Source organism: Pseudomonas sp. JZ114, assembly GCF_051027705.1.
Lineage (GTDB): Bacteria > Pseudomonadota > Gammaproteobacteria > Pseudomonadales > Pseudomonadaceae > Chryseomonas > Chryseomonas luteola.
The window spans coordinates 564149-582588 of the sequence record NZ_CP069256.1 but is presented as its reverse complement, the minus strand read 5'-3'; the positions used below and the strand labels follow the sequence as shown (position 1 = coordinate 582588).

Genomic DNA, 18440 nt, shown 5'->3' with positions numbered 1-18440 from the left:
GCCATAGATAGGCTGTACATGGACTTTAACCCGATCGATCTGATCCTCCACCTCGACGTTTACCTGGAAATGCTGGTCAGCAACTATGGGTCATGGATCTATTTCATCCTGTTCCTGGTCATTTTTTGCGAAACGGGCTTGGTAGTCATGCCCTTCCTGCCCGGTGACTCATTGCTGTTCATTGCTGGTGCCATTTGCGCAACAGGCGGCATGGACCCTTGGCTTCTGGGTAGTCTTCTTGCCTTTGCGGCCGTTGCCGGTGACAGTACAAACTATGTCATTGGCCGAACCCTGGGTGAAAAGCTTTTCTCGCGACCAAACTCCAAGATATTCCGTCGTGACTATCTGGAGCGCACCCAGGCGTTCTATGCCCTGCATGGCGGCAAGACCATTACCCTGGCGCGATTCCTGCCCATCATCCGAACGTTCGCGCCATTCGTGGCGGGCATCGGTCGCATGCACTATCTCCGTTTTCTGGGCTTCAGCGTCCTGGGCACGTTCCTCTGGGTAGGCGGCCTGGTCACGCTGGGTTACTTCTTTGGCAATGTGCCGTTCATCAAGCAGCACCTGTCCATGCTTGTTATCGCCATCATTGCCATCTCGCTGCTGCCCATGGTCATCAGCATGGTCAGCCGTCGCCTGCGGCCGAGCCCCAGCCGCAGCGAAATCGGCTAACGCATGTGGTCCCTGCGCGCCTGGCGGGATCGACGTGTCCTTGAACGGACCGTTATCCCGCCGGCGCTCTGGGATGAAGTTCATTCCCGCCTGCCTTTCCTCGACGGACTCCCGCCTGAATCTGATCAACGGCTTCAACAGCGCAGCATCCTTTTTCTGGCGCATAAACGCCTGACGCTACTGGGTGACATTGCGCTTGCTGACGTTGACCGCCTGGCCCTGGCTGCCCAGGCCCAACTGCCCTTGCTATACCTGCCTGAGGAAGACTGGTATGGCAACTTCCACGAGCTGATCCTCTACCCCTCGGACTTTGTCAGCCCACAACGCTACCGTGACGATAGCGGAATCGAACATGAGGAAAGCGAAAGCCATAGCGGTGAGGCTTGGCTACAAGGTCCAGTGATTCTGGCGTGGTCGGGTGTTCAGGAGAGCGGTGACTGGACGGGTTACAACTTGGTCATTCATGAATTGGCGCATAAGCTCGACATGCTCAACGGCGATGCCAATGGCCTGCCCCCACTGCACCGGGACATGTCGCTTCCTCGCTGGGCTGAGGTCATGCAGGCTGCTTACGATGACCTCAACCGACAGATTGATACCCATAAGGAAACACTGATCGATCCCTATGCCAGCGAGCATCCTGCTGAGTTCTTTGCCGTCTGCTGTGAATACTTCTTTACCGCACCCGATGTACTCGATCAGGCATACCCAGATGTTTATATGCAGCTACGTCAGTTTTTCCGTCAGGATCCACTGACGCGGCTACAGACATTGGCTCAGCGGATTTCAATTCCCGCAGCCGAGTCACCTCCACGAGGAGCGTCCGGCGAACTCTGATAGGCCAAGGGAACCTCCTCCAGAAACTCCAGCGACCGAACAGGCATACCGAACTTGATGCCACGCTGGTCCAGTTCCTTGAGCAGTGCCAGATTGATGTTCTGTTGAATATCCATGTACTGGTTGTAGTCCGCGCTCAACACGTAATACACCACCTCGAATTTCAAGGCGCTGCTTTCCAGTGCCAGCAGATGCGCACGATCGAAACGGGTGTTCTCCAATGACGTGACAATCTGCTTTACGAGTGGAGCAATTTCACCCACTTGATCGGCAGGTGTACGGTAACTGATATCGAACTGGAACAGCACCCGCCGTTCGGACATCCGCTTATAGTTATGGATCGTCTGCTGCAGCAGCTTCGTGTTGGAGCAAACCACCTGCTCACCGCTAAGGCTGCGAATCCGCGTGGTCTTGAGACCGATGTATTCAATGGAGCCGGCAATATCGCCAAATACGACGAAATCACCCTGTTCGAAAGGCTTGTCGATACCAATGGACAGCGAGGCAAACAGGTCACTCAGCACATTCTGAACGGCCAGCGCGACGGCAATACCACCAATACCCAGGCTGGCGACGAACGCCGTGATATCCACACCCAGGTTGGAGAGTACTGCAAGCAGAACCACCGTCCACAAGGCTACCCGGACCATCAGCGAAATCATGGTCATGGTGAGCTGACTGCGCTGATGGCCATTCCTGTTCTGCAGTGCCGAACGTGCCCACAGCAGAATTGCGCCATCGACCCACAGCCCGAACTGTAGAGCCAGGACCAGGAACCAGATATGGCTGACGCGTGCCTCCCAGCTTGGGCTCAGATCAATGACATACAGTCCGATCTGAATAGCCATGAGCAGAATCAGCAAGCGACTGGTTCGACCAATGATCTCGCCTACGTAATGTGCCCAACCGCTGTTTGCTCGGGAGGACCAATTCACAACGCGACTGGTAACGGCTGTAACGAGCCGGCGAATGACGCCATAGCTGATGATAGTAATGACAAGTGCAAGCGCCAAGTTGATGGCTGTCGCCTCATTGATCCATTGGAACATGCCGATGTTGTCTCCGATTCAGAGGAAAGCTGCCCCACCCTCTAACAGGCAGGCCTCTTTTTTCGGGTCCTTTACCGTTACAAAGTTCCTGCTTTGAACCTTATCCCACCCCAAGGCTCGAATCGCGAGTCAAATATGCCTATACTCCAAACCACATCAATTTGGCCTACCAACAAAGGTGAGTCGCTCTATGAGCTATAGCAAGATTCCGGCCGGCAAAGACGTGCCGAACGACATCTACGTCGCGATTGAAATCCCGGCTAACCATGCACCCATCAAATACGAAATCGACAAGGATAGCGATACTCTGTTTGTCGACCGGTTCATGGCGACCCCGATGTTCTATCCGGCCAACTATGGCTATATCCCCAACACGCTGGCTGATGATGGCGATCCCCTCGACGTGCTCGTCGTAACGCCTTACCCGGTTACACCAGGCGCCGTCATTCGCGCACGTCCGGTTGGCGTACTGCACATGACCGACGAAGCCGGTGGCGATGCAAAATTAGTTGCCGTTCCGCATGACAAACTGTCTGTGCTGTACCATGATGTAAAGGAATATACCGACTTGCCGGCTCTGCTGTTGGAGCAGATCAAGCACTTCTTCGAGAACTACAAGGATCTTGAAAAAGGCAAGTGGGTAAAAGTTGAACGCTGGGGCAATGCTGAAGAAGCCCGTGCGGAGATCTTAAAGGCAGTCGCGGCTTACCAAAAATAAGTCGCTACTACCTCACGAAGCCGGCCACAAGCCGGCTTTTTAATGCCTATCGTTTTACCCGGTTTCGGTCAAACCTGAACAAAGCCAGACCTTTAGTTCTGCATCGACTCGTTGAGCGCTATCCAAGGCGGTCATCTAGCGAATAGTGCGGGAGGGCATAACGCTCAGCGAAAGGTGCCCTTTTGTTTTTTTGTCATCGCTGGACTGTGCGCAATCCAGCGATGCGTCAAGCTCTGAAGAGCACACCGCGGGGCCTTATCCTTTAAACCCCTTTGCCACCAGATAGACCTCCCTTGAGCGCGGCCGAGATGCCTCTGGCTTGCGTATCATCACCTTCTCGAATGAGGTGCGAACGTCTTTCAGAAACTCGTCGGAGCCCTCTCCCTGGAATACCTTGGCTACAAGATTGCCGTTGGGCTTGAGGACCTGACGCGCCATATCAAGGACGAGCTCGACCAGATACATCGAGGACGCCTGGTCGGCAGCAGCGATGCCACTGATATTGGGAGCGATGTCAGAAATGATCAGATCAGGTTGATTGCCATCGAGCTTGTCGAGGATCTGTTGGAACACCGCGTCGTCGGTGAAATCGCCCTGGATGAAGTCGACGTTCTCCAGCGGGTCCATCGGCAGAATGTCACTAGCCAGAACCCGTCCCTTCTCGCCTACGAGACCGCCAGCCACCTGTGACCAACCGCCCGGTGCGGAGCCAAGGTCCATGACCAGCATGCCGGGACGTATCAGCTTGTCCTTCTCGTTCAGCTCGATCAGCTTGTAACTGGCACGAGAACGCAAGCCATCCTTCTGAGCCCGCTTAACATAAGGATCGTTGACGTGTTCATCCAGCCAACGGCGGCTGCTTTTGGATCGTTTCATGAGGGAGCCAAGCACGGAAAATTCAATGGGAGAAGCAGACCAACGCCTGGAAAAAACAGAAAGCGATTGGACGCACAATAGCGATAATTATAAACCGATAATGCACGACTGGTGGGCGGGGATCGTGCAGCACTTTCTTAGGCAGGGCTGTCGGGGATGGATAGAGAGATGTATAATTCTCCTCTTACCCCATCCCTTCTAAAGCTTCCTTTGCCGGAGTCACCGGCCAGGATTACCGCCATGATTCGCATCAACGAACTGTCCCTGCCTCTTGATCACTCCTCGGATGAGTTGCGCAAGACTATTGTCAAACGCCTGGGCATCAGCGACGCCGACTTGCTGAACTTCACTGTATTCAAGCGCAGCTACGATGCACGCAAGAAAAACAGCGTCATTCTGTTCATCTATATCATCGATCTAGAGGCACGCAACGAGGCGGCAATCCTGGCGCGCTTTGCCGATGACAATCATGTACGTCCAGCACCGGATACCCACTACTACCCAGTAGCTCAGGCGCCCGCCCACTTGTGGGAGCGCCCGATAATCGTAGGCTTTGGTCCTTGTGGATTGTTCGCAGCGCTGCTGCTCGCACAGATGGGATTCAAGCCCATCGTACTGGAGCGCGGCAAGGATGTACGTAAACGCACCAAGGATACCTGGGCGCTGTGGCGTAAAAAGATCCTGACGCCGGAATCCAACGTGCAGTTTGGTGAGGGAGGAGCCGGCCTGTTCTCGGACGGTAAACTTTATAGCCAGATCAAGGACCCCAAGTTCTACGCCCGCAAAGTGATGCACGAGTTCGTCCGCGCTGGCGCGCCGGAAGAGATCATGTATGTGAGCAAGCCGCATATCGGCACCTTCCGTCTCACTGGCGTGGTCGCAGCGATGCGTGAGGAGATCATCGCCTTGGGTGGCGAGGTGCGCTTCGAGAGTAAAGTGACCGATCTGCTGATCGACAACGGCCAGCTTGAAGGTGTGGTGTTAGCCAATGGCGAGACAATCCGCAGCCGCCATGTGGTGCTCGCGCTGGGCCACAGCTCTCGCGATACCTTCCGCATGCTACATCGCCAGGGCGTATATATCGAAGCCAAACCTTTTGCGGTGGGTTTCCGCATCGAGCATCCGCAAGGCATGATCGATCAGGCTCGCCTGGGCAAATACGCCGGCCATCCGGAGCTGGGCGCCGCCGATTACAAATTAGTGCATCACGCCAAAAACGGTCGTGCCGTCTACAGTTTCTGCATGTGTCCCGGCGGAACCGTAGTGGCCGCCACCTCCGAGCCGGGGCGCGTCGTGACCAATGGCATGAGCCAGTACTCGCGCAACGAGCGCAATGCAAACTCAGGCATTGTTGTGGGTATCAACCCGGAGCAGGATTTCCCAGGCGACCCGTTGGCTGGCCTGGATCTGCAAGAACGCCTTGAGTCCCGGGCCTACGAGCTGGGGGGCAGCGATTACTGCGCACCAGCACAATTGGTGGGCGACTTCATCCGTGGAGTGCCGTCGACCGAACTTGGCGAGGTAGAGCCCTCCTACAAACCCGGCGTACGCTTGGGTGATCTTGCGCCCTCGCTGCCAGACTATGCCATCGAGGCCATCCGCGAAGCGTTGCCGGCATTCGGCAAGCAGATTCGTGGCTTTGATCGTGATGATGCCATTCTCACAGGTATCGAAACCCGCACGTCCTCTCCAGTCCGCATTACTCGCGACAACGAGACCTTGCAAAGCCTCAACCTGCGCGGCCTGTATCCGGCTGGTGAAGGTGCCGGTTATGCGGGGGGCATTTTGTCGGCGGGCGTAGATGGAATTAAAGTTGCCGAGGCTTTGGCCAAATCGCTTCTATCGGACTTTGAGATGGCGAACATGCAGCCCAGCCGAGCGGCGTCTTGATGAAATTCGATGACGTCAAAAAACTTCACCAGAAGAAATACCGGGCCGAGTTCGGTTATTTTCTGGTGGAGGGCGAACACCTGCTGCTGGAGTTACAAAAGGCGGCGCTACAGAATCCGCTGCTACAGAGCAGTCAGCTCTATGTAACCGAGGCCTATGAACACTGGGCAAGCTCGTTTGAAACCCATGTGATCAGTGACCGCCAAATGGCGCAGATATCCGATACCAAAACACCGCAAGGCGTTATTGCGCTGGTACCGATGCCGGCCACTAACGCACCGGGTTGCGCGCTTGCTGATAACGAGCGCGCCATTTACCTGCATGAAATTCAGGATCCGGGCAATCTCGGCACCATCCTGCGCACGCTGGTATGGTTCGGTAACTTTCGCTGCTTGCTTAGCCCTGGCAGTGTTGATCCGTACAACCCTAAAGTTGTTCGCTCCAGCATGGGCGCCATTTTTCATGCATCCATTGAGTTGGACGTGAAAATAGATTCGCTGCGCACACGGTTTGACCGCATTGCCTGTCTGGATATGAGTGGTGATCACGTTCAATCGGCAGCGTTTAAGACATTCGATTGCTATCTGTTCGGCAATGAAGCACGCGGCGTACCCCATGAGCAATTGACCGTACTTAATGCGCGACCTTTTACCATTCCCGGATGCGGCGCTATCGAATCGCTGAACCTGGCATCAACAGTCAACATGTGTGCGTATGAGCTGAGTCGATAGCCGATATCAGGAACGTCACCTCGCTTAGCAAAAAGCAGATCCCGTGCTCGACGCTCACGTAACGCTGTAGCGAGGAGATAGTTTCAACTGCGCCATGAAATACTCAGACAGCGGTTTTTGCTCCACAAAAGCGCATCTGTTTTCTATTTTTTCAGGTAGAAAGCCCCTGAAATCAAATTGTCATGCCCTGGCGCGATAGTTGCTATGTGTATTGGCCAGCGAGCAAACAGTTTCGCTTGGTAACACCTTATAGAGTGCACTTCCTCCCGGACCGATGCCTTGGCGTCTGTCCAGCCGTATACGGCCTTGTCCTGGCGCTTACCCCATCGGCTCCTGGACAGGGCCGTTCTTATTTCCGCTGCAAGTATTTACTCGGCTTCCACGCCTCTGCTAGTGTCCCGCGATTGTGTATCACCCCCGAGATTGCCAATGGCCCGCAAGAAAGCTCCCGATTTCGAACACTCCCTGGCAGAACTGCAAACCCTGGTCGAGCGCCTGGAAAGCGGTGAGCTTTCCCTCGAAGAATCACTGGGCGCCTTCGAACAGGGTATTCGCCTGACCCGTGAATGCCAGAGTGCACTGAGTCAGGCTGAGCAGAAAGTCCAGATTCTGCTCGAGCGCGACGGAGTCATGACCGAAGCCCCCTTCGACGTACAGGGCGACGACACATGATCAAGGATTATCAGGCTCGCAGTCAGGCACGTGTCGACGCCATGCTGGACACCCTGTTCGTCTCGCCACGTCCGGAGCTCGATCGCCTGTATGAGGCAATGCGTTATAGCGTCATGGGTGGCGGCAAGCGTGTGCGCCCCCTGTTGGTTTATGCCGCCTGCGAAGCCCTTGGGGGAGAGCCCTCTCAGGCCGACAATGCTGCGTGCGCCGTCGAGCTGATCCACGCATACTCACTTGTGCATGACGACTTGCCGGCTATGGATGACGACGACTTGCGTCGTGGCCGTCCGACTACGCACAAGGCTTACGACGAAGCGTGTGCCATTCTGGCAGGCGATGCACTGCAAACATTTGCAGTTGAAATACTGACCAACGCACCGCAAACGGCCGAGACACGTTTGGAAATGCTTAATGTCCTGGCTCAGGCTTCTGGCCCTGCCGGCATGGTAGGCGGTCAGGCCATTGACCTTGAGTCCGTTGGTAGACAGATAGACCAGACGGCGCTTGAAATCATGCATCGTCACAAGACTGGCGCACTGATCGAGGCCAGTGTCCGCCTGGGTGCATTGGCCAGCGGCAAGGCCACGCTCGAGCAGCTGGATGCCCTGAGCCACTATGCCCGCGCAGTAGGATTGGCCTTTCAGGTACAGGACGATGTGCTGGATGTAGAAAGCGACACCGCCACCTTGGGCAAGCGCCAGGGCGCAGATGTTGCGCGGGACAAGCCAACCTACCCGGCCCTGCTGGGCCTGGATGAGGCCAAGCATTATGCGCAGCTATTGTGTGAACAAGCCCAGCAGGCCTTGCAGCACTTTGGCGAGTCTGCCGAACCCTTGCGGGCATTAGCACTCTACATCGTCCAACGCCGCCACTAGTCACACACAGAACAGCTCGAAGCTCTATATGACGGTTCACTGTTGGGTGACTGGAGGGCTTCGGGTAAACTTCGATCTTTCATACCTTATAACGATGACCTGATGCCCAAGACGCTGCACGAGATTCCACGCGAGCGGCCCGCCACGCCATTGCTCGACCGCATCGACACCCCGGCTGCGCTGCGCCACCTGAGCGAGCACGAGCTGGAAACGCTCGCCGATGAGTTGCGCCACTATCTGCTCTATACCGTCGGGCAGACCGGCGGGCATTTTGGTGCCGGCCTCGGGGTCATCGAACTGACCGTTGCGCTGCATTATGTGTTCGATACACCCGACGACCGCCTTGTCTGGGATGTCGGCCATCAGGCTTACCCGCACAAAATCCTGACCGGACGCCGTGACCAGATGGGTACACTGCGCCAGAAAGGCGGGGTCGCTGCCTTTCCGCGTCGCTCTGAAAGTGAGTACGACACCTTTGGGGTTGGCCACTCCAGCACCTCGATAAGCGCGGCGCTGGGCATGGCCATTGCTGCCCGCATGCAAGGCAGCAAGCGCAAGTCCGTTGCGGTGATCGGTGATGGCGCCCTGACCGCAGGCATGGCATTCGAAGCGCTCAATCACGCCTCCGACGTAGAAGCCGACATGCTCGTCGTTCTCAATGACAACGACATGTCGATCTCCCATAACGTGGGAGGTCTGTCGAATTACCTTGCCAAGCTCCTGTCCAGTCGCACGTATCAGAACATGCGCGAGGGTGGGAAAAAGGTACTGGCCAAGCTGCCTGGTGCGTGGGAAATCGCCCGCCGTACCGAAGAGGCTGCCAAAGGAATGCTGGTTCCGGGCACCCTGTTTGAAGAGCTGGGCTGGAACTACATTGGCCCCGTCGATGGGCATGACCTGCCGACGCTGATCACTACCCTGCGCAACCTGCGTGACGCCAAAGGTCCGCAGTTCCTGCATATCGTGACCAAGAAAGGCAAGGGTTTCAGCGCTGCCGAAGCAGCACCTATCGAATATCACGCCATCACCAAGCTTGAGCCCTTAAATGCGGCACCCAAGAAGCCTAGTAGTCCTAAATATTCGAACATCTTCGGCGACTGGCTATGTGACATGGCGGCAGCTGACCCAAAACTGGTAGGTATAACACCTGCCATGAAGGAAGGCTCCGACCTCATCCGCTTCAGCGAGCAGTATCCAGACCGCTATTTCGATGTTGCGATCGCCGAACAGCACGCCGTGACGCTGGCAGCTGGTCTGGCCTGTGATGGTGCCAAGCCGGTAGTGGCGATCTACTCCACCTTCCTGCAGCGCGCCTACGACCAGCTGATCCATGACGTAGCCGTACAGAACCTCGATGTGCTGTTTGCCATCGATCGCGCCGGTCTGGTGGGTGAAGACGGCCCTACACATGCCGGCAGTTTCGACCTGTCGTTCCTGCGCTGTATTCCCGGTATGGTGATCATGGCGCCCAGCGATGAGAACGAAATGCGCCGTATGCTGACAACGGGTTACCAGTTCAAGGGGCCTGCGGCTGTTCGCTATCCACGGGGCAGCGGCCCTAACGCAGCCATTGAGCCAGGGCTTGAGCCACTGGAAATCGGCAAAGGCGTTCTTCGCCGTCAAGGCCACAGGGTTGCTTTCCTGGTATTTGGCGTACAGTTGAAAGAGGCCTTGCAGGTAGCAGAAGGCCTTGATGCAAGCGTGGCCGACATGCGCTTCGTCAAGCCATTGGACGAAGCCCTGATCCGGGCACTCGCAGACAGCCACGACCTGCTGGTTACGATCGAGGAAAACAGCATCATGGGCGGTGCAGGCAGCGCCGTGAATGAGTTCCTTGCCCGAGAAAACCTGCTCAAGCCGATCTTGAATCTGGGCCTGCCCGATTACTACGTCGAGCATGCCAAGCCGAGTGAAATGTTGGCTGAATGCGGACTGGATGCACTTGGCATCGAAAAGGCCGTTACGCAGCGCCTGGCACAGCTTGAAGCCAATACAGCTTCCGAGCCCGTTCCGCTTGTACTCGCTTCACGCAATCCCTGACGGGACACGTTGGGACAGGCCCGCTTAGCGGGCCTTGTCTATCAGCTCACACAGCCTGACCACTGCGTCCAGCATGCCATAGCTGGGCCGTTCAAGCCGCTTGTCACCTACAGCCCAGAGTTGGTGGTGTGCCACCGCCTTTAATGTTGGCCACTGTCGCCATGGTTCGAGCTGAGCCTGATCCATGGCCAGTATCACCTCGGGGTTTCTTGTGAGCACAGCTTCTACACCCACCTGCGGCGCCGGTTGTGAGAGATTAGCGAATATATTCCTGCCCCCACATACCTGTATGGCATCGCTGATAATTTGCGTGCTTCCTACGGTATACAGTGGTTTGTCCCAGACTTGATAGAACACGCGCACTGTCGGTAATTGCCTGTAGCGCTCGTGCATATCGGCGAGTCGCTCACGAAACTGGATCGCCAAGTGCTGCCCTTTATCAGGAACACCTACCACCTGAGCGATTCGAGCGAGCCCGTCTGCCAGGTCATCCAACCGATGAACATCCAGGGTTTCAATGGTATAGCCCAACTGCCTGAGCTGCTCGCGCTGGGCAAGCGGAACTGCACCAGGCCAGAGCAGAATAAGGTCAGGGTGCAATGAGACAATCTTTTCGATGTTGACCTGACCATAACGCCCAACGGAAGGCAGCCCGGACAAGGAAGCAGGACGCTTGCCTGCATCCAGTACACCTACCAAGCGGCTCTCTACGCCCAGCTCCAGCATGATATCGGTCATCGAAGGCGCCAGACTGATGACGCGTTCGGCGGCCTGGGAGAGAACGCAGCAGAACAGCAGGCAGACGCCGGTCAGAACCGAACAGCGCCTGCCTGCCTTCATCAGGAAGGAAGGACTTCGCCTTGATGGATATTGCCGAGCATATGGCCCAGCTTGCCAGCCTTGGTGGCCAGGTAACGCTTGTTATGAGGGTTGAGGCCCGTCTGCAGCGGTACACGCTGTGCTACGGTAATTCCCAGATCCTCTAGGGCTTTGACCTTGCGAGGGTTATTGGTCATCAGCTTCAATGCATTGACGCCCAGATGCTTGAGCATTGGTTTGCACAGGCTGTAGTTACGCTGGTCTGCACCAAATCCCAAACGTTCATTGGCCTCAACCGTATCAGCTCCTGCGTCCTGCAGCTCATACGCGCGGATCTTGTTCAAGAGACCAATACCACGCCCCTCCTGACGCAAGTACAGGATAACGCCACGGCCTTCTTCAGCAATGGCCCGCATTGCCGCCTCCAGCTGAAAGCCGCAGTCGCAGCGTAGGCTGAACAGGGCATCACCCGTCAGACACTCGGAATGTAGACGCCCCAGCACCGGCTCACCGTTGGCAATATCGCCAAAGGTCAGCGCCACGTGCTCCTTACCATCGGACTCATCGAGAAAGCCATGCATGGTAAAAATGCCAAAGGGCGTAGGTAATTGGGATGCGGCGACGAAAACGACAGACACCGTCAGGCTCCTATCGGAAAGAGGGTTATAGTATACCATCCATGAACAGAGACGGCTCAGTCATAAAGGCTATGAGGCTATTGCGCTTGAAGCTATCACGTCAGTTCTTGGCCTCGACATACAGAACGCCCTGATCCTCGCGCCAGCCAACCCGGTTGAGAAAACTCATGCCCAGTAGCGTTTCTGTCGGATGACCGCCTGCCAACACCATGGCCTCGACACCCAGCACCTCAATGGTGCCAACCTTGACGCGATCCAGGCGTACAAGCCAGGCCCTTCGGGTTCCGCCTGCCGTGTTGACCTGTACCGGCCGCCCTTTCTGGTAATCCAACCCAAGACGGTTCGCCTGCTCTTCGTTCATGGCAACAGTCGAAGCGCCGGTGTCGATCAGAAACTCGATAGGCTGGCCATTTATAGAGCCCGACGTCCAATAGTGGCCGTCATTTCGGCGAGCAATGCTAAGTTGGCGCTTATGCGGCGCAGCAAAGCCGTCACTGTATTCACGTGAAAGCATGAACGTTTGATTGGTTTCTCCAATCCGCAGCACCGCTTCCCGGCTCGTCGCGCTGACCAGCTCGACCTCGCCCTGTCGCTGACCGACTTTGAGCATTTTGCGCTGACCATCGATATTGATTACGGCTGCGCCGTTGAACAGACCTACCACCTGAACCTGAGGCGCGGCAGTTACCAGCGCAGGCAGCAGACTCAATACACCGATACCGATCCATTTGCGCACCACACCGCCTCCTTGTAGCGCCTGCGATCAGGACAGCGTCCCGATATGCGCCCAGCTCCAGCCCAGTCCCTGCATAACTGCCCAGGCAAACACACCGGCCAGCACATCATCAATCATGATACCGACGCCGCCTTGAACATGACGATCAAGCCAGCTGATCGGCCAGGGCTTCAGAATATCCATGAAACGAAACACGGCAAACCCCACCAGCCACCAGGCCCAGCCGGCCGGAGCCATCCAGAAAGTGATCCAGATGCCTACCATTTCGTCCCAGACGATACCTTCGTGATCGTGCACACCCATGTCATCCGCAACACGGCCACACAGCCAGAAACCGAATATCATCAGCGCAACCAGCAGCAGCCAATAGCCCCAGTCCGGCAACAGATGCCAAAGCGGGACAAAGGGCAACGCCACCAGGGAGCCCCAGGTACCAGGTGCCTTAGGCAACGTACCTGAGCCAAAGCCAAAGGCTAGAAAATGCCAGGGATTACGCCACACCGCCGGTGTAGCCGGCCCTGAGGTAACAGGTCTGTTCACGAGAGGGCTCCCAGGACAGATAAATCACCAGCACGATACGTCATGGCTTCATCGCAAAATGTTGATAACCGCCCCGCAAGGGTGTGACATCCCGGCCAATGGCGTCCTGTACCTGGACCCCCTGCCCAGAGGCAACGCGCCCAATGACACCTACCTGGGGGAAGTCTGCCTGCAATGACTTGAGATACTGTGCAGGCAATGTAAAGGCAAGCAGGTAATCATCACCGGCGGACATTGCCAGTGAGCGAATCTGCTCAGGCTCGAACAGTGCCGCCAATGCAGGGCTGACCGGCAACCTTTCATTCTCAATGATCAGCTTGACGTTCGAAGCGGCCGCGATATGACCGCAGTCAGCTAGGAGTCCATCGGATATATCCAGCGCTGCGGTAGCCCGACCTCTTAGCGCAAGCCCCAACTCGAACTGAGGCGCCGGCGACCAGTAGCGCGCCACGAGCGTATCAACGTAGGCGCCCCGCTCCTGGCGTTGTCCCAAGACAAAGGGCAAGGCTCCGCCAGCCTCTCCAGGCGCACCGCCGACACAGAGTAAATTGCCCGGCTGGGCACCCGACCGCGTCAACGCCTGCATGTGGGGTACGGAGCCAAAGACAGTCAGGGTCAGAGAGAGCGGCCCACGGGTTGTATCACCGCCGATCAAGGCCAGGCCACAGGCCGCAGCCATGTGATCGAGTCCTTGAGCAAACCGCTCCAGCCAGCCTGGATCAACATCCGGCAGCGTCAACGCCAGGGTGAAACCAAGGGGTGCGGCCCCCATGGCGGCCAGATCGCTGGCGCTGACAGCCAGGGCACGTTGCCCCAGCAGAAAGCCATCGCAGACTTCAGGAAAATGCACCCCGGCTGTCAGCGTATCGGTAGAAATCGCTAGTTGCTCGCCCGGGCGAGGCATCAGCAAGGCACAATCGTCGCCCAGACCGAGCGCGATATCCTTACGTGGCTGTGCGCAGCGCGCGGCAGCAAAATAACGGCGGATCAACTCGAACTCGGTCATGGCTACAGTCAACGCTTGGCGCGTAATTCAGCAGCGCGCAGCTTGGGCGCCAACTTATCCAGTACACCGTTGACGAACTTGTGCCCGTCGGTTGCACCAAACACCTTCGCCAGCTCGATACCCTCGTTGATAACGACCTTATAGGGAACATCGATACGGTTGCGCAGTTCGTAGCAGGACATGCGCAGGATCGCAAGTTCAACCGGATCAACGTCTTCCAGTGGGCGGTCCAGGCAAGGGGTGATCAGATCATCGATCTCGGTTTTCAGGCCGGGAATGCCATGCAGGATCTCATGGAAATAAGCGCCATCAACATTGGCGAAATCGTTGTCCACACGGAACTGGGCTTCGATCTCGTTGATCGCCTGCCCCGCCATATGCCACTGATACAACGCCTGAACCGAAAGGCTGCGGGCTTCACGACGCGCAGCAATCTTGCCGCGCGGAGCTTTGGGCTTTTGGCCGTCTACAGCGCTCACTTGGCCTCCAGCTGCGACAGCAGGCTCACCATTTCAAGAGCAGACAGCGCCGCTTCGGCACCCTTGTTACCCGCCTTGGTGCCCGAACGCTCGATGGCCTGCTCGATAGAATCAACCGTCAACACGCCAAAGGAGACCGGCACACCGAACTCCATGGAAACCTGCGCCAGGCCCTTGGTGCACTCGCCAGCAACGTAGTCAAAATGCGGAGTGCTACCACGAATCACAGCGCCCAGCGCGATGATGGCGGAATATTCGTCACGCTGAGCAGCCTTCAGGGTAGCCAGCGGAATTTCAAAGGCGCCAGGAACGCGGATAATGGTGATGTCTTCCTTGCGGATACCATGGCGTACCAGGGCATCTACGGCACCTTCAACCAAGCTTTCAACCACAAAGCTGTTGAAGCGGCCAACCACCAGGGCAAAGCGGCCTTTTGGGGCAATGAAAGTACCTTCAATGGTCTTCACGGTCATGAGCAGGTCTCGTCTGTTAAAGAACCGGGGCGTTTTCGTACGCCCCGCAAATAAATCCGATCGTCGGCGCGACGGTCATCAACCATCGCACCGTTCAGGCCATCCGTAGGCCGGTTTATACGGGAGGCAGGTATTCTACAACTTCAAGGTCAAAGCCGGATATGGCATTGAACTTCATCGGTGCACTGAGCAGACGAAGCTTACGTATGCCCAGGTCACGCAGGATCTGCGAACCAGCGCCTACGGTGCTGTATGTGCTCTGCGGCTTGGGCTTGCTGACCGGCTCGCGCAGGTGAGTGAGCAAGTCGTCGCCTGCCAGGGAATGCCCCAGCAGTAACACCACGCCTTTGCCAGCTTCCGCGACCTTGGTCATGGCATCGCGCAGACTCCAACGGCCTTCCTGATTCACCAGCAGCAGATCGCGCAGCGGGTCCATATTATGCACGCGCACCAGGGTCGGTTCATCACTCTTGATGGTACCCATAGTCAGCGCCAGATGAACGTCACCTTCCACCTCGTCACGGTAGGTGACCAGATTAAAGCGTCCCAGCTCGGTTTCCAGTGGCTGTTCGTCGATCCGCTTGACGGTATGCTCGTGCAGCAGACGATAGTGGATCAAATCGGCAATCGTACCGATCTTCAGCCCATGCTCTTCGGCAAAGGCTTCGAGCTCCGGACGACGGGCCATGGTGCCGTCATCGTTCATGACCTCACAGATCACCCCGGTCGGCTCAAAGCCTGCCATGCGCGCCAGATCGCAAGCCGCCTCGGTATGTCCGGCACGGGCCAGCACACCGCCCGGCTGAGCCATGAGCGGGAAGATATGGCCTGGGCTGACGATATCGGCGGCCGTTGCTTTTTTAGCCGCAGCCACCTGTACGGTACGTGCGCGGTCTGCAGCGGAAATACCTGTCGTCACCCCTTCGGCCGCCTCGATGGAGATGGTGAACTTGGTGCCGAAACCCGAGCCATTGCGGGCTGCCATCAACGGCAGGTTCAGCGCCTCGCAGCGCTCCTTGCTCATCGGCATGCAGATCAAACCACGAGCATGCTTGGCCATGAAGTTGATGTGCTCAGCCTGCACGCATTCAGACGCCATGATGATATCGCCTTCGTTCTCGCGATCCTCATCATCCATGAGGATGACCATCTTGCCTTCACGGATGTCCTGGATAATTTCTTCGATACTGTTCAGTGCCACGGAGGTCTTCCTTTACGCTCAGGAGTTGAGATAGCCGTGTTGGGCCAGGAATTGTTCGGTAATACCGCTACCCTTCTGCGGTTCGGCAGCCTTGTCACCCATGAGCAGGCGCTCCAGGTAGCGGGCCAGCAGATCTACCTCCAGGTTGACCTTACGGCCGGGGCGATAGTCCGCCATGATGGTCTCGGCCAGGGTATGCGGTACGATGGTCAGTTCAAACTCGGCGCCATCCACCGCATTAACGGTCAGGCTGGTGCCATCAACGGTGATCGACCCCTTCAGGGCAATATAGCGCGCCAGCTCGCGAGGAGCACGGATACGGAACTGTACGGCGCGGGCATTATCCTGGCGTGAAACCACTTCACCCACGCCATCCACATGCCCGCTAACCAGATGACCACCCAGACGGCTGGTTGGCATCAGAGCCTTCTCAAGATTGACCCGACTGCCAATCTTCAGATCAACAAAGGCCGTACGCGCCAGTGTCTCGCGGCTTACGTCCGCCCAGAAGCCATCACCGGGAAGCTCTACGGCCGTCAGGCATACGCCACTGACGGCAATACTGTCACCCAGCTTTACATCGGCAAGATCCAGCTTGCCGGTCTGTACATACACGCGCATGTCGCCACCTTTAGGCGTCAGCGCGGCGATCGAGCCTATGGCTTCGATGATGCCAGTGAACATGTCTACCTCGAAACGTCAGAAATAAGGGGCGCCGGGGCGCCTGAAATGGGTTTGGCCACGATATGCCAGTCACGGCCCACGGGCGTGATCTCGATGATTTCAAGCTCAGGCGCTTCGCTCATGATCTCGAGCGGCCACGCCAGCAACGGACGCGCCGTCGAGCCCAGCAGCTTGGGCGCCATGAAGAAATGGAATTCGTCGACCAACCCCTGCCGCGCGAACGCACCGGCCAGCTGGGGGCCAGCCTCGACCAGCACCTCATTCACGCCACGGTCAGCCAGAAGCTGTAATAACGGCAGCAGGGCGATATGCCCCTGATCCCCGGGAAGCGCCAGCAGCTCATGCCCTTGGGACTGGTACTGCGCTGCTCGCTCAGTTGAAAGGGCCGCGACCCAGGCAGGTCCTGCTTGAAAGAACGCCGCATCCAGCGGGACGCGATATCGGCTGTCCACCAGTACACGCTGGGGTTGGCGGCCCATGGCAAGCGCAGCCTGCTCCACCGTCTCGCCAAGCTCTTCAGCGCGCACGGTCAGCCGAGCCTTGTCCATCAATACCGTATCGGCACCGGTCAATACGACGCTGGACTGCGCACGCAACCGCTGCACCTGAGTACGAGCGGCCGGGCCGGTAATCCATTGGCTTTCACCGCTGGCCATCGCTGTTCGGCCATCCAGACTCATGGCGAGCTTAACGCGTACGAACGGAAGGCCCGTGACCATACGCTTGATAAATCCCTGGTTAAGCGCCCTGGCTTCATTTTCGAGTACGCCACAGGCCACCTGAATACCTGCCTCTGCGAGCCGCTTGAGACCACGGCCGGCCACCTGTGGATTCGGATCCTGCATGGCAGCCACCACGCGTCCGACCCGAGCACTGACCAAGGCGTCGGCACAGGGCGGCGTACGGCCAAAGTGACTGCAGGGTTCCAGCGTGACATAGGCGGACGCGCCCTGTGCACGCGCGCCTGCCTGACGCAGCGCATGGACTTCGGCATGGGGTTCGCCAGCACGCACATGCCAGCCCTCACCAATGACCTGGCCATCTTTGACGATGACACAGCCCACGCGGGGGTTGGGATGGGTGGAGTACAAACCCTGACGCGCCAACTCAAGCGCACGGGTCATGTAGAACTGATCGGCCGGTTCCGAAGCGTTGGGATTGCCTCCGCGGCCGGCGGCGCCAGCATGATCAGAGGAATCGACAGTAGACATGAAACGTCCTCGCTAAACATGAGTGAACGTTTCAGGGCAAATAGGCAAAAGCTGCACGCGTACGCTTTCCGGCACGCGCAGACAGACGCATCTTCTTTCATCCGGACTATGACCGTCGGCCCTGGAATCACACCAGATCTGCTGACCTCCGACGCATCGGAGCGCTCGCGGGCTTGCCACCACGTGGTTTACCGCCGGTGGGGAATCTCGCCCCGCCCTGAAGACCGGAGCGACTATAGCGAAGTAGAGCCTCTGCCAGCAATGGGCTAGCGACAAATGACCCACTGCAG

General features: G+C 57.3%; 20 protein-coding genes and 1 riboswitch. Of the genes, 8 read left to right on the top strand and 12 right to left on the bottom strand.

Translation table 11 applies throughout. The features are described from left to right. Positions 1–18 precede the first annotated feature (18 nt). Positions 19–675, top strand: coding sequence for a DedA family protein (locus JQR90_RS02830; protein ID WP_010796893.1), 657 nt, complete (start codon positions 19–21; stop codon positions 673–675). A gap of 3 nt (positions 676–678) precedes the next feature. Beyond that, positions 679–1512: a zinc-dependent peptidase gene (locus tag JQR90_RS02825; RefSeq protein ID WP_434140391.1), complete on the top strand. Its 834-nt coding sequence runs from the start codon at positions 679–681 to the stop codon at positions 1510–1512. Here JQR90_RS02825 and JQR90_RS02820 read toward each other — a convergent pair. Further along, positions 1452–2561 (bottom strand): mechanosensitive ion channel family protein, encoded by a 1110-nt coding sequence (locus JQR90_RS02820; protein ID WP_074823385.1) that lies wholly within the window; start codon positions 2559–2561, stop codon positions 1452–1454. The genes JQR90_RS02825 and JQR90_RS02820 overlap by 61 nt on opposite strands. Before the next feature lie 190 nt (positions 2562–2751). Between JQR90_RS02820 and ppa the strand changes: the two genes are divergently transcribed. Then, positions 2752–3279, top strand: coding sequence for an inorganic diphosphatase (gene ppa, locus JQR90_RS02815; protein WP_010796890.1), 528 nt, complete (start codon positions 2752–2754; stop codon positions 3277–3279). 255 nt (positions 3280–3534) lie between these two features. On the opposite strand, the gene rlmE is transcribed toward ppa, so the two are convergent. Next, positions 3535–4155, bottom strand: coding sequence for a 23S rRNA (uridine(2552)-2'-O)-methyltransferase RlmE (gene rlmE / locus JQR90_RS02810; protein WP_019366818.1), 621 nt, complete (start codon positions 4153–4155; stop codon positions 3535–3537). Positions 4156–4395: 240 nt separating this feature from the next. Between rlmE and JQR90_RS02805 the strand changes: the two genes are divergently transcribed. The 5 genes from JQR90_RS02805 (at position 4396) to dxs (ending at position 10363) form a co-directional block, all read left to right on the top strand. Next, positions 4396–6045, top strand: a complete 1650-nt coding sequence (locus tag JQR90_RS02805; protein WP_434140389.1) for an NAD(P)/FAD-dependent oxidoreductase — start codon at positions 4396–4398, stop codon at positions 6043–6045. Next, positions 6045–6776: a TrmH family RNA methyltransferase gene (locus JQR90_RS02800; protein WP_010796887.1), complete on the top strand. Its 732-nt coding sequence runs from the start codon at positions 6045–6047 to the stop codon at positions 6774–6776. The genes JQR90_RS02805 and JQR90_RS02800 overlap by 1 nt, the downstream gene beginning before the upstream one ends. Positions 6777–7205: 429 nt before the next feature. Beyond that, a complete protein-coding gene (locus tag JQR90_RS02795) occupies positions 7206–7448 on the top strand; it encodes an exodeoxyribonuclease VII small subunit (protein ID WP_010796886.1) in 243 nt (80 codons plus the stop codon). Next, positions 7445–8323, top strand: a complete 879-nt coding sequence (ispA, locus tag JQR90_RS02790; RefSeq protein ID WP_010796885.1) for a (2E,6E)-farnesyl diphosphate synthase — start codon at positions 7445–7447, stop codon at positions 8321–8323. Before JQR90_RS02795 ends, ispA begins: the two co-directional genes overlap by 4 nt. A gap of 102 nt (positions 8324–8425) precedes the next feature. Further along, the gene (dxs, locus tag JQR90_RS02785; protein ID WP_010796884.1) at positions 8426–10363 is read left to right on the top strand and encodes a 1-deoxy-D-xylulose-5-phosphate synthase; all 1938 of its coding nucleotides are present in this window, start codon (positions 8426–8428) and stop codon (positions 10361–10363) included. Positions 10364–10387: 24 nt separating this feature from the next. On the opposite strand, the gene JQR90_RS02780 is transcribed toward dxs, so the two are convergent. The 10 genes from JQR90_RS02780 to ribD form a co-directional block, all read right to left on the bottom strand. Next, positions 10388–11203: a cobalamin-binding protein gene (locus JQR90_RS02780; protein WP_010796883.1), complete on the bottom strand. Its 816-nt coding sequence runs from the start codon at positions 11201–11203 to the stop codon at positions 10388–10390. Next, positions 11203–11820, bottom strand: a complete 618-nt coding sequence (gene ribA / locus JQR90_RS02775) for a GTP cyclohydrolase II (RefSeq protein WP_010796882.1) — start codon at positions 11818–11820, stop codon at positions 11203–11205. The genes JQR90_RS02780 and ribA overlap by 1 nt, the downstream gene beginning before the upstream one ends. 100 nt (positions 11821–11920) lie before the next feature. Then, entirely contained in the window at positions 11921–12559 is a 639-nt protein-coding gene (locus JQR90_RS02770) for a retropepsin-like aspartic protease family protein (RefSeq protein WP_010796881.1), read from the bottom strand. Between the two features lie 24 nt (positions 12560–12583). Continuing rightward, positions 12584–13096, bottom strand: a complete 513-nt coding sequence (locus tag JQR90_RS02765) for a phosphatidylglycerophosphatase A family protein (protein WP_010796880.1) — start codon at positions 13094–13096, stop codon at positions 12584–12586. A gap of 40 nt (positions 13097–13136) precedes the next feature. Then, positions 13137–14102, bottom strand: coding sequence for a thiamine-phosphate kinase (gene thiL / locus JQR90_RS02760; RefSeq protein WP_010796879.1), 966 nt, complete (start codon positions 14100–14102; stop codon positions 13137–13139). 8 nt (positions 14103–14110) lie between these two features. Then, positions 14111–14581: a transcription antitermination factor NusB gene (gene nusB / locus JQR90_RS02755; RefSeq protein ID WP_010796878.1), complete on the bottom strand. Its 471-nt coding sequence runs from the start codon at positions 14579–14581 to the stop codon at positions 14111–14113. After that, a complete protein-coding gene (gene ribH, locus JQR90_RS02750; RefSeq protein WP_010796877.1) occupies positions 14578–15054 on the bottom strand; it encodes a 6,7-dimethyl-8-ribityllumazine synthase in 477 nt (158 codons plus the stop codon). Before ribH ends, nusB begins: the two co-directional genes overlap by 4 nt. A gap of 115 nt (positions 15055–15169) precedes the next feature. Next, positions 15170–16255: a bifunctional 3,4-dihydroxy-2-butanone-4-phosphate synthase/GTP cyclohydrolase II gene (gene ribBA, locus JQR90_RS02745; RefSeq protein ID WP_010796876.1), complete on the bottom strand. Its 1086-nt coding sequence runs from the start codon at positions 16253–16255 to the stop codon at positions 15170–15172. Positions 16256–16273: 18 nt separating this feature from the next. Continuing rightward, entirely contained in the window at positions 16274–16939 is a 666-nt protein-coding gene (locus JQR90_RS02740) for a riboflavin synthase (protein WP_010796875.1), read from the bottom strand. Positions 16940–16941: 2 nt separating this feature from the next. Further along, positions 16942–18063 carry a bifunctional diaminohydroxyphosphoribosylaminopyrimidine deaminase/5-amino-6-(5-phosphoribosylamino)uracil reductase RibD gene (ribD, locus tag JQR90_RS02735; RefSeq protein WP_037030721.1) on the bottom strand — a complete coding sequence of 374 codons (1122 nt, stop codon included), beginning with the start codon at positions 18061–18063 and terminating at the stop codon, positions 16942–16944. Positions 18064–18235: 172 nt separating this feature from the next. After that, positions 18236–18379, bottom strand: a riboswitch (FMN riboswitch). Between the last annotated feature and the right edge of the window lie 61 nt (positions 18380–18440).

Excerpts from the sequence above, each read along its gene's own strand:
- JQR90_RS02830 (WP_010796893.1), top strand. The coding sequence starts at position 19 with ATGGACTTTAACCCGATCGATCTGATCCTCCACCTCGACGTTTACCTG.
- ispA (WP_010796885.1), top strand. The coding sequence starts at position 7,445 with ATGATCAAGGATTATCAGGCTCGCAGTCAGGCACGTGTCGACGCCATG.
- JQR90_RS02800 (WP_010796887.1), top strand. The coding sequence starts at position 6,045 with ATGAAATTCGATGACGTCAAAAAACTTCACCAGAAGAAATACCGGGCC.
- ppa (WP_010796890.1), top strand. The coding sequence starts at position 2,752 with ATGAGCTATAGCAAGATTCCGGCCGGCAAAGACGTGCCGAACGACATC.
- JQR90_RS02740 (WP_010796875.1), bottom strand. The coding sequence starts at position 16,939 with ATGTTCACTGGCATCATCGAAGCCATAGGCTCGATCGCCGCGCTGACG.
- dxs (WP_010796884.1), top strand. The coding sequence starts at position 8,426 with ATGCCCAAGACGCTGCACGAGATTCCACGCGAGCGGCCCGCCACGCCA.
- JQR90_RS02820 (WP_074823385.1), bottom strand. The coding sequence starts at position 2,561 with ATGTTCCAATGGATCAATGAGGCGACAGCCATCAACTTGGCGCTTGCA.
- thiL (WP_010796879.1), bottom strand. The coding sequence starts at position 14,102 with ATGACCGAGTTCGAGTTGATCCGCCGTTATTTTGCTGCCGCGCGCTGC.
- JQR90_RS02795 (WP_010796886.1), top strand. The coding sequence starts at position 7,206 with ATGGCCCGCAAGAAAGCTCCCGATTTCGAACACTCCCTGGCAGAACTG.
- ribH (WP_010796877.1), bottom strand. The coding sequence starts at position 15,054 with ATGACCGTGAAGACCATTGAAGGTACTTTCATTGCCCCAAAAGGCCGC.
- JQR90_RS02805 (WP_434140389.1), top strand. The coding sequence starts at position 4,396 with ATGATTCGCATCAACGAACTGTCCCTGCCTCTTGATCACTCCTCGGAT.
- ribD (WP_037030721.1), bottom strand. The coding sequence starts at position 18,063 with ATGACCCGTGCGCTTGAGTTGGCGCGTCAGGGTTTGTACTCCACCCAT.
- JQR90_RS02825 (WP_434140391.1), top strand. The coding sequence starts at position 679 with ATGTGGTCCCTGCGCGCCTGGCGGGATCGACGTGTCCTTGAACGGACC.
- rlmE (WP_019366818.1), bottom strand. The coding sequence starts at position 4,155 with ATGAAACGATCCAAAAGCAGCCGCCGTTGGCTGGATGAACACGTCAAC.
- JQR90_RS02780 (WP_010796883.1), bottom strand. The coding sequence starts at position 11,203 with ATGAAGGCAGGCAGGCGCTGTTCGGTTCTGACCGGCGTCTGCCTGCTG.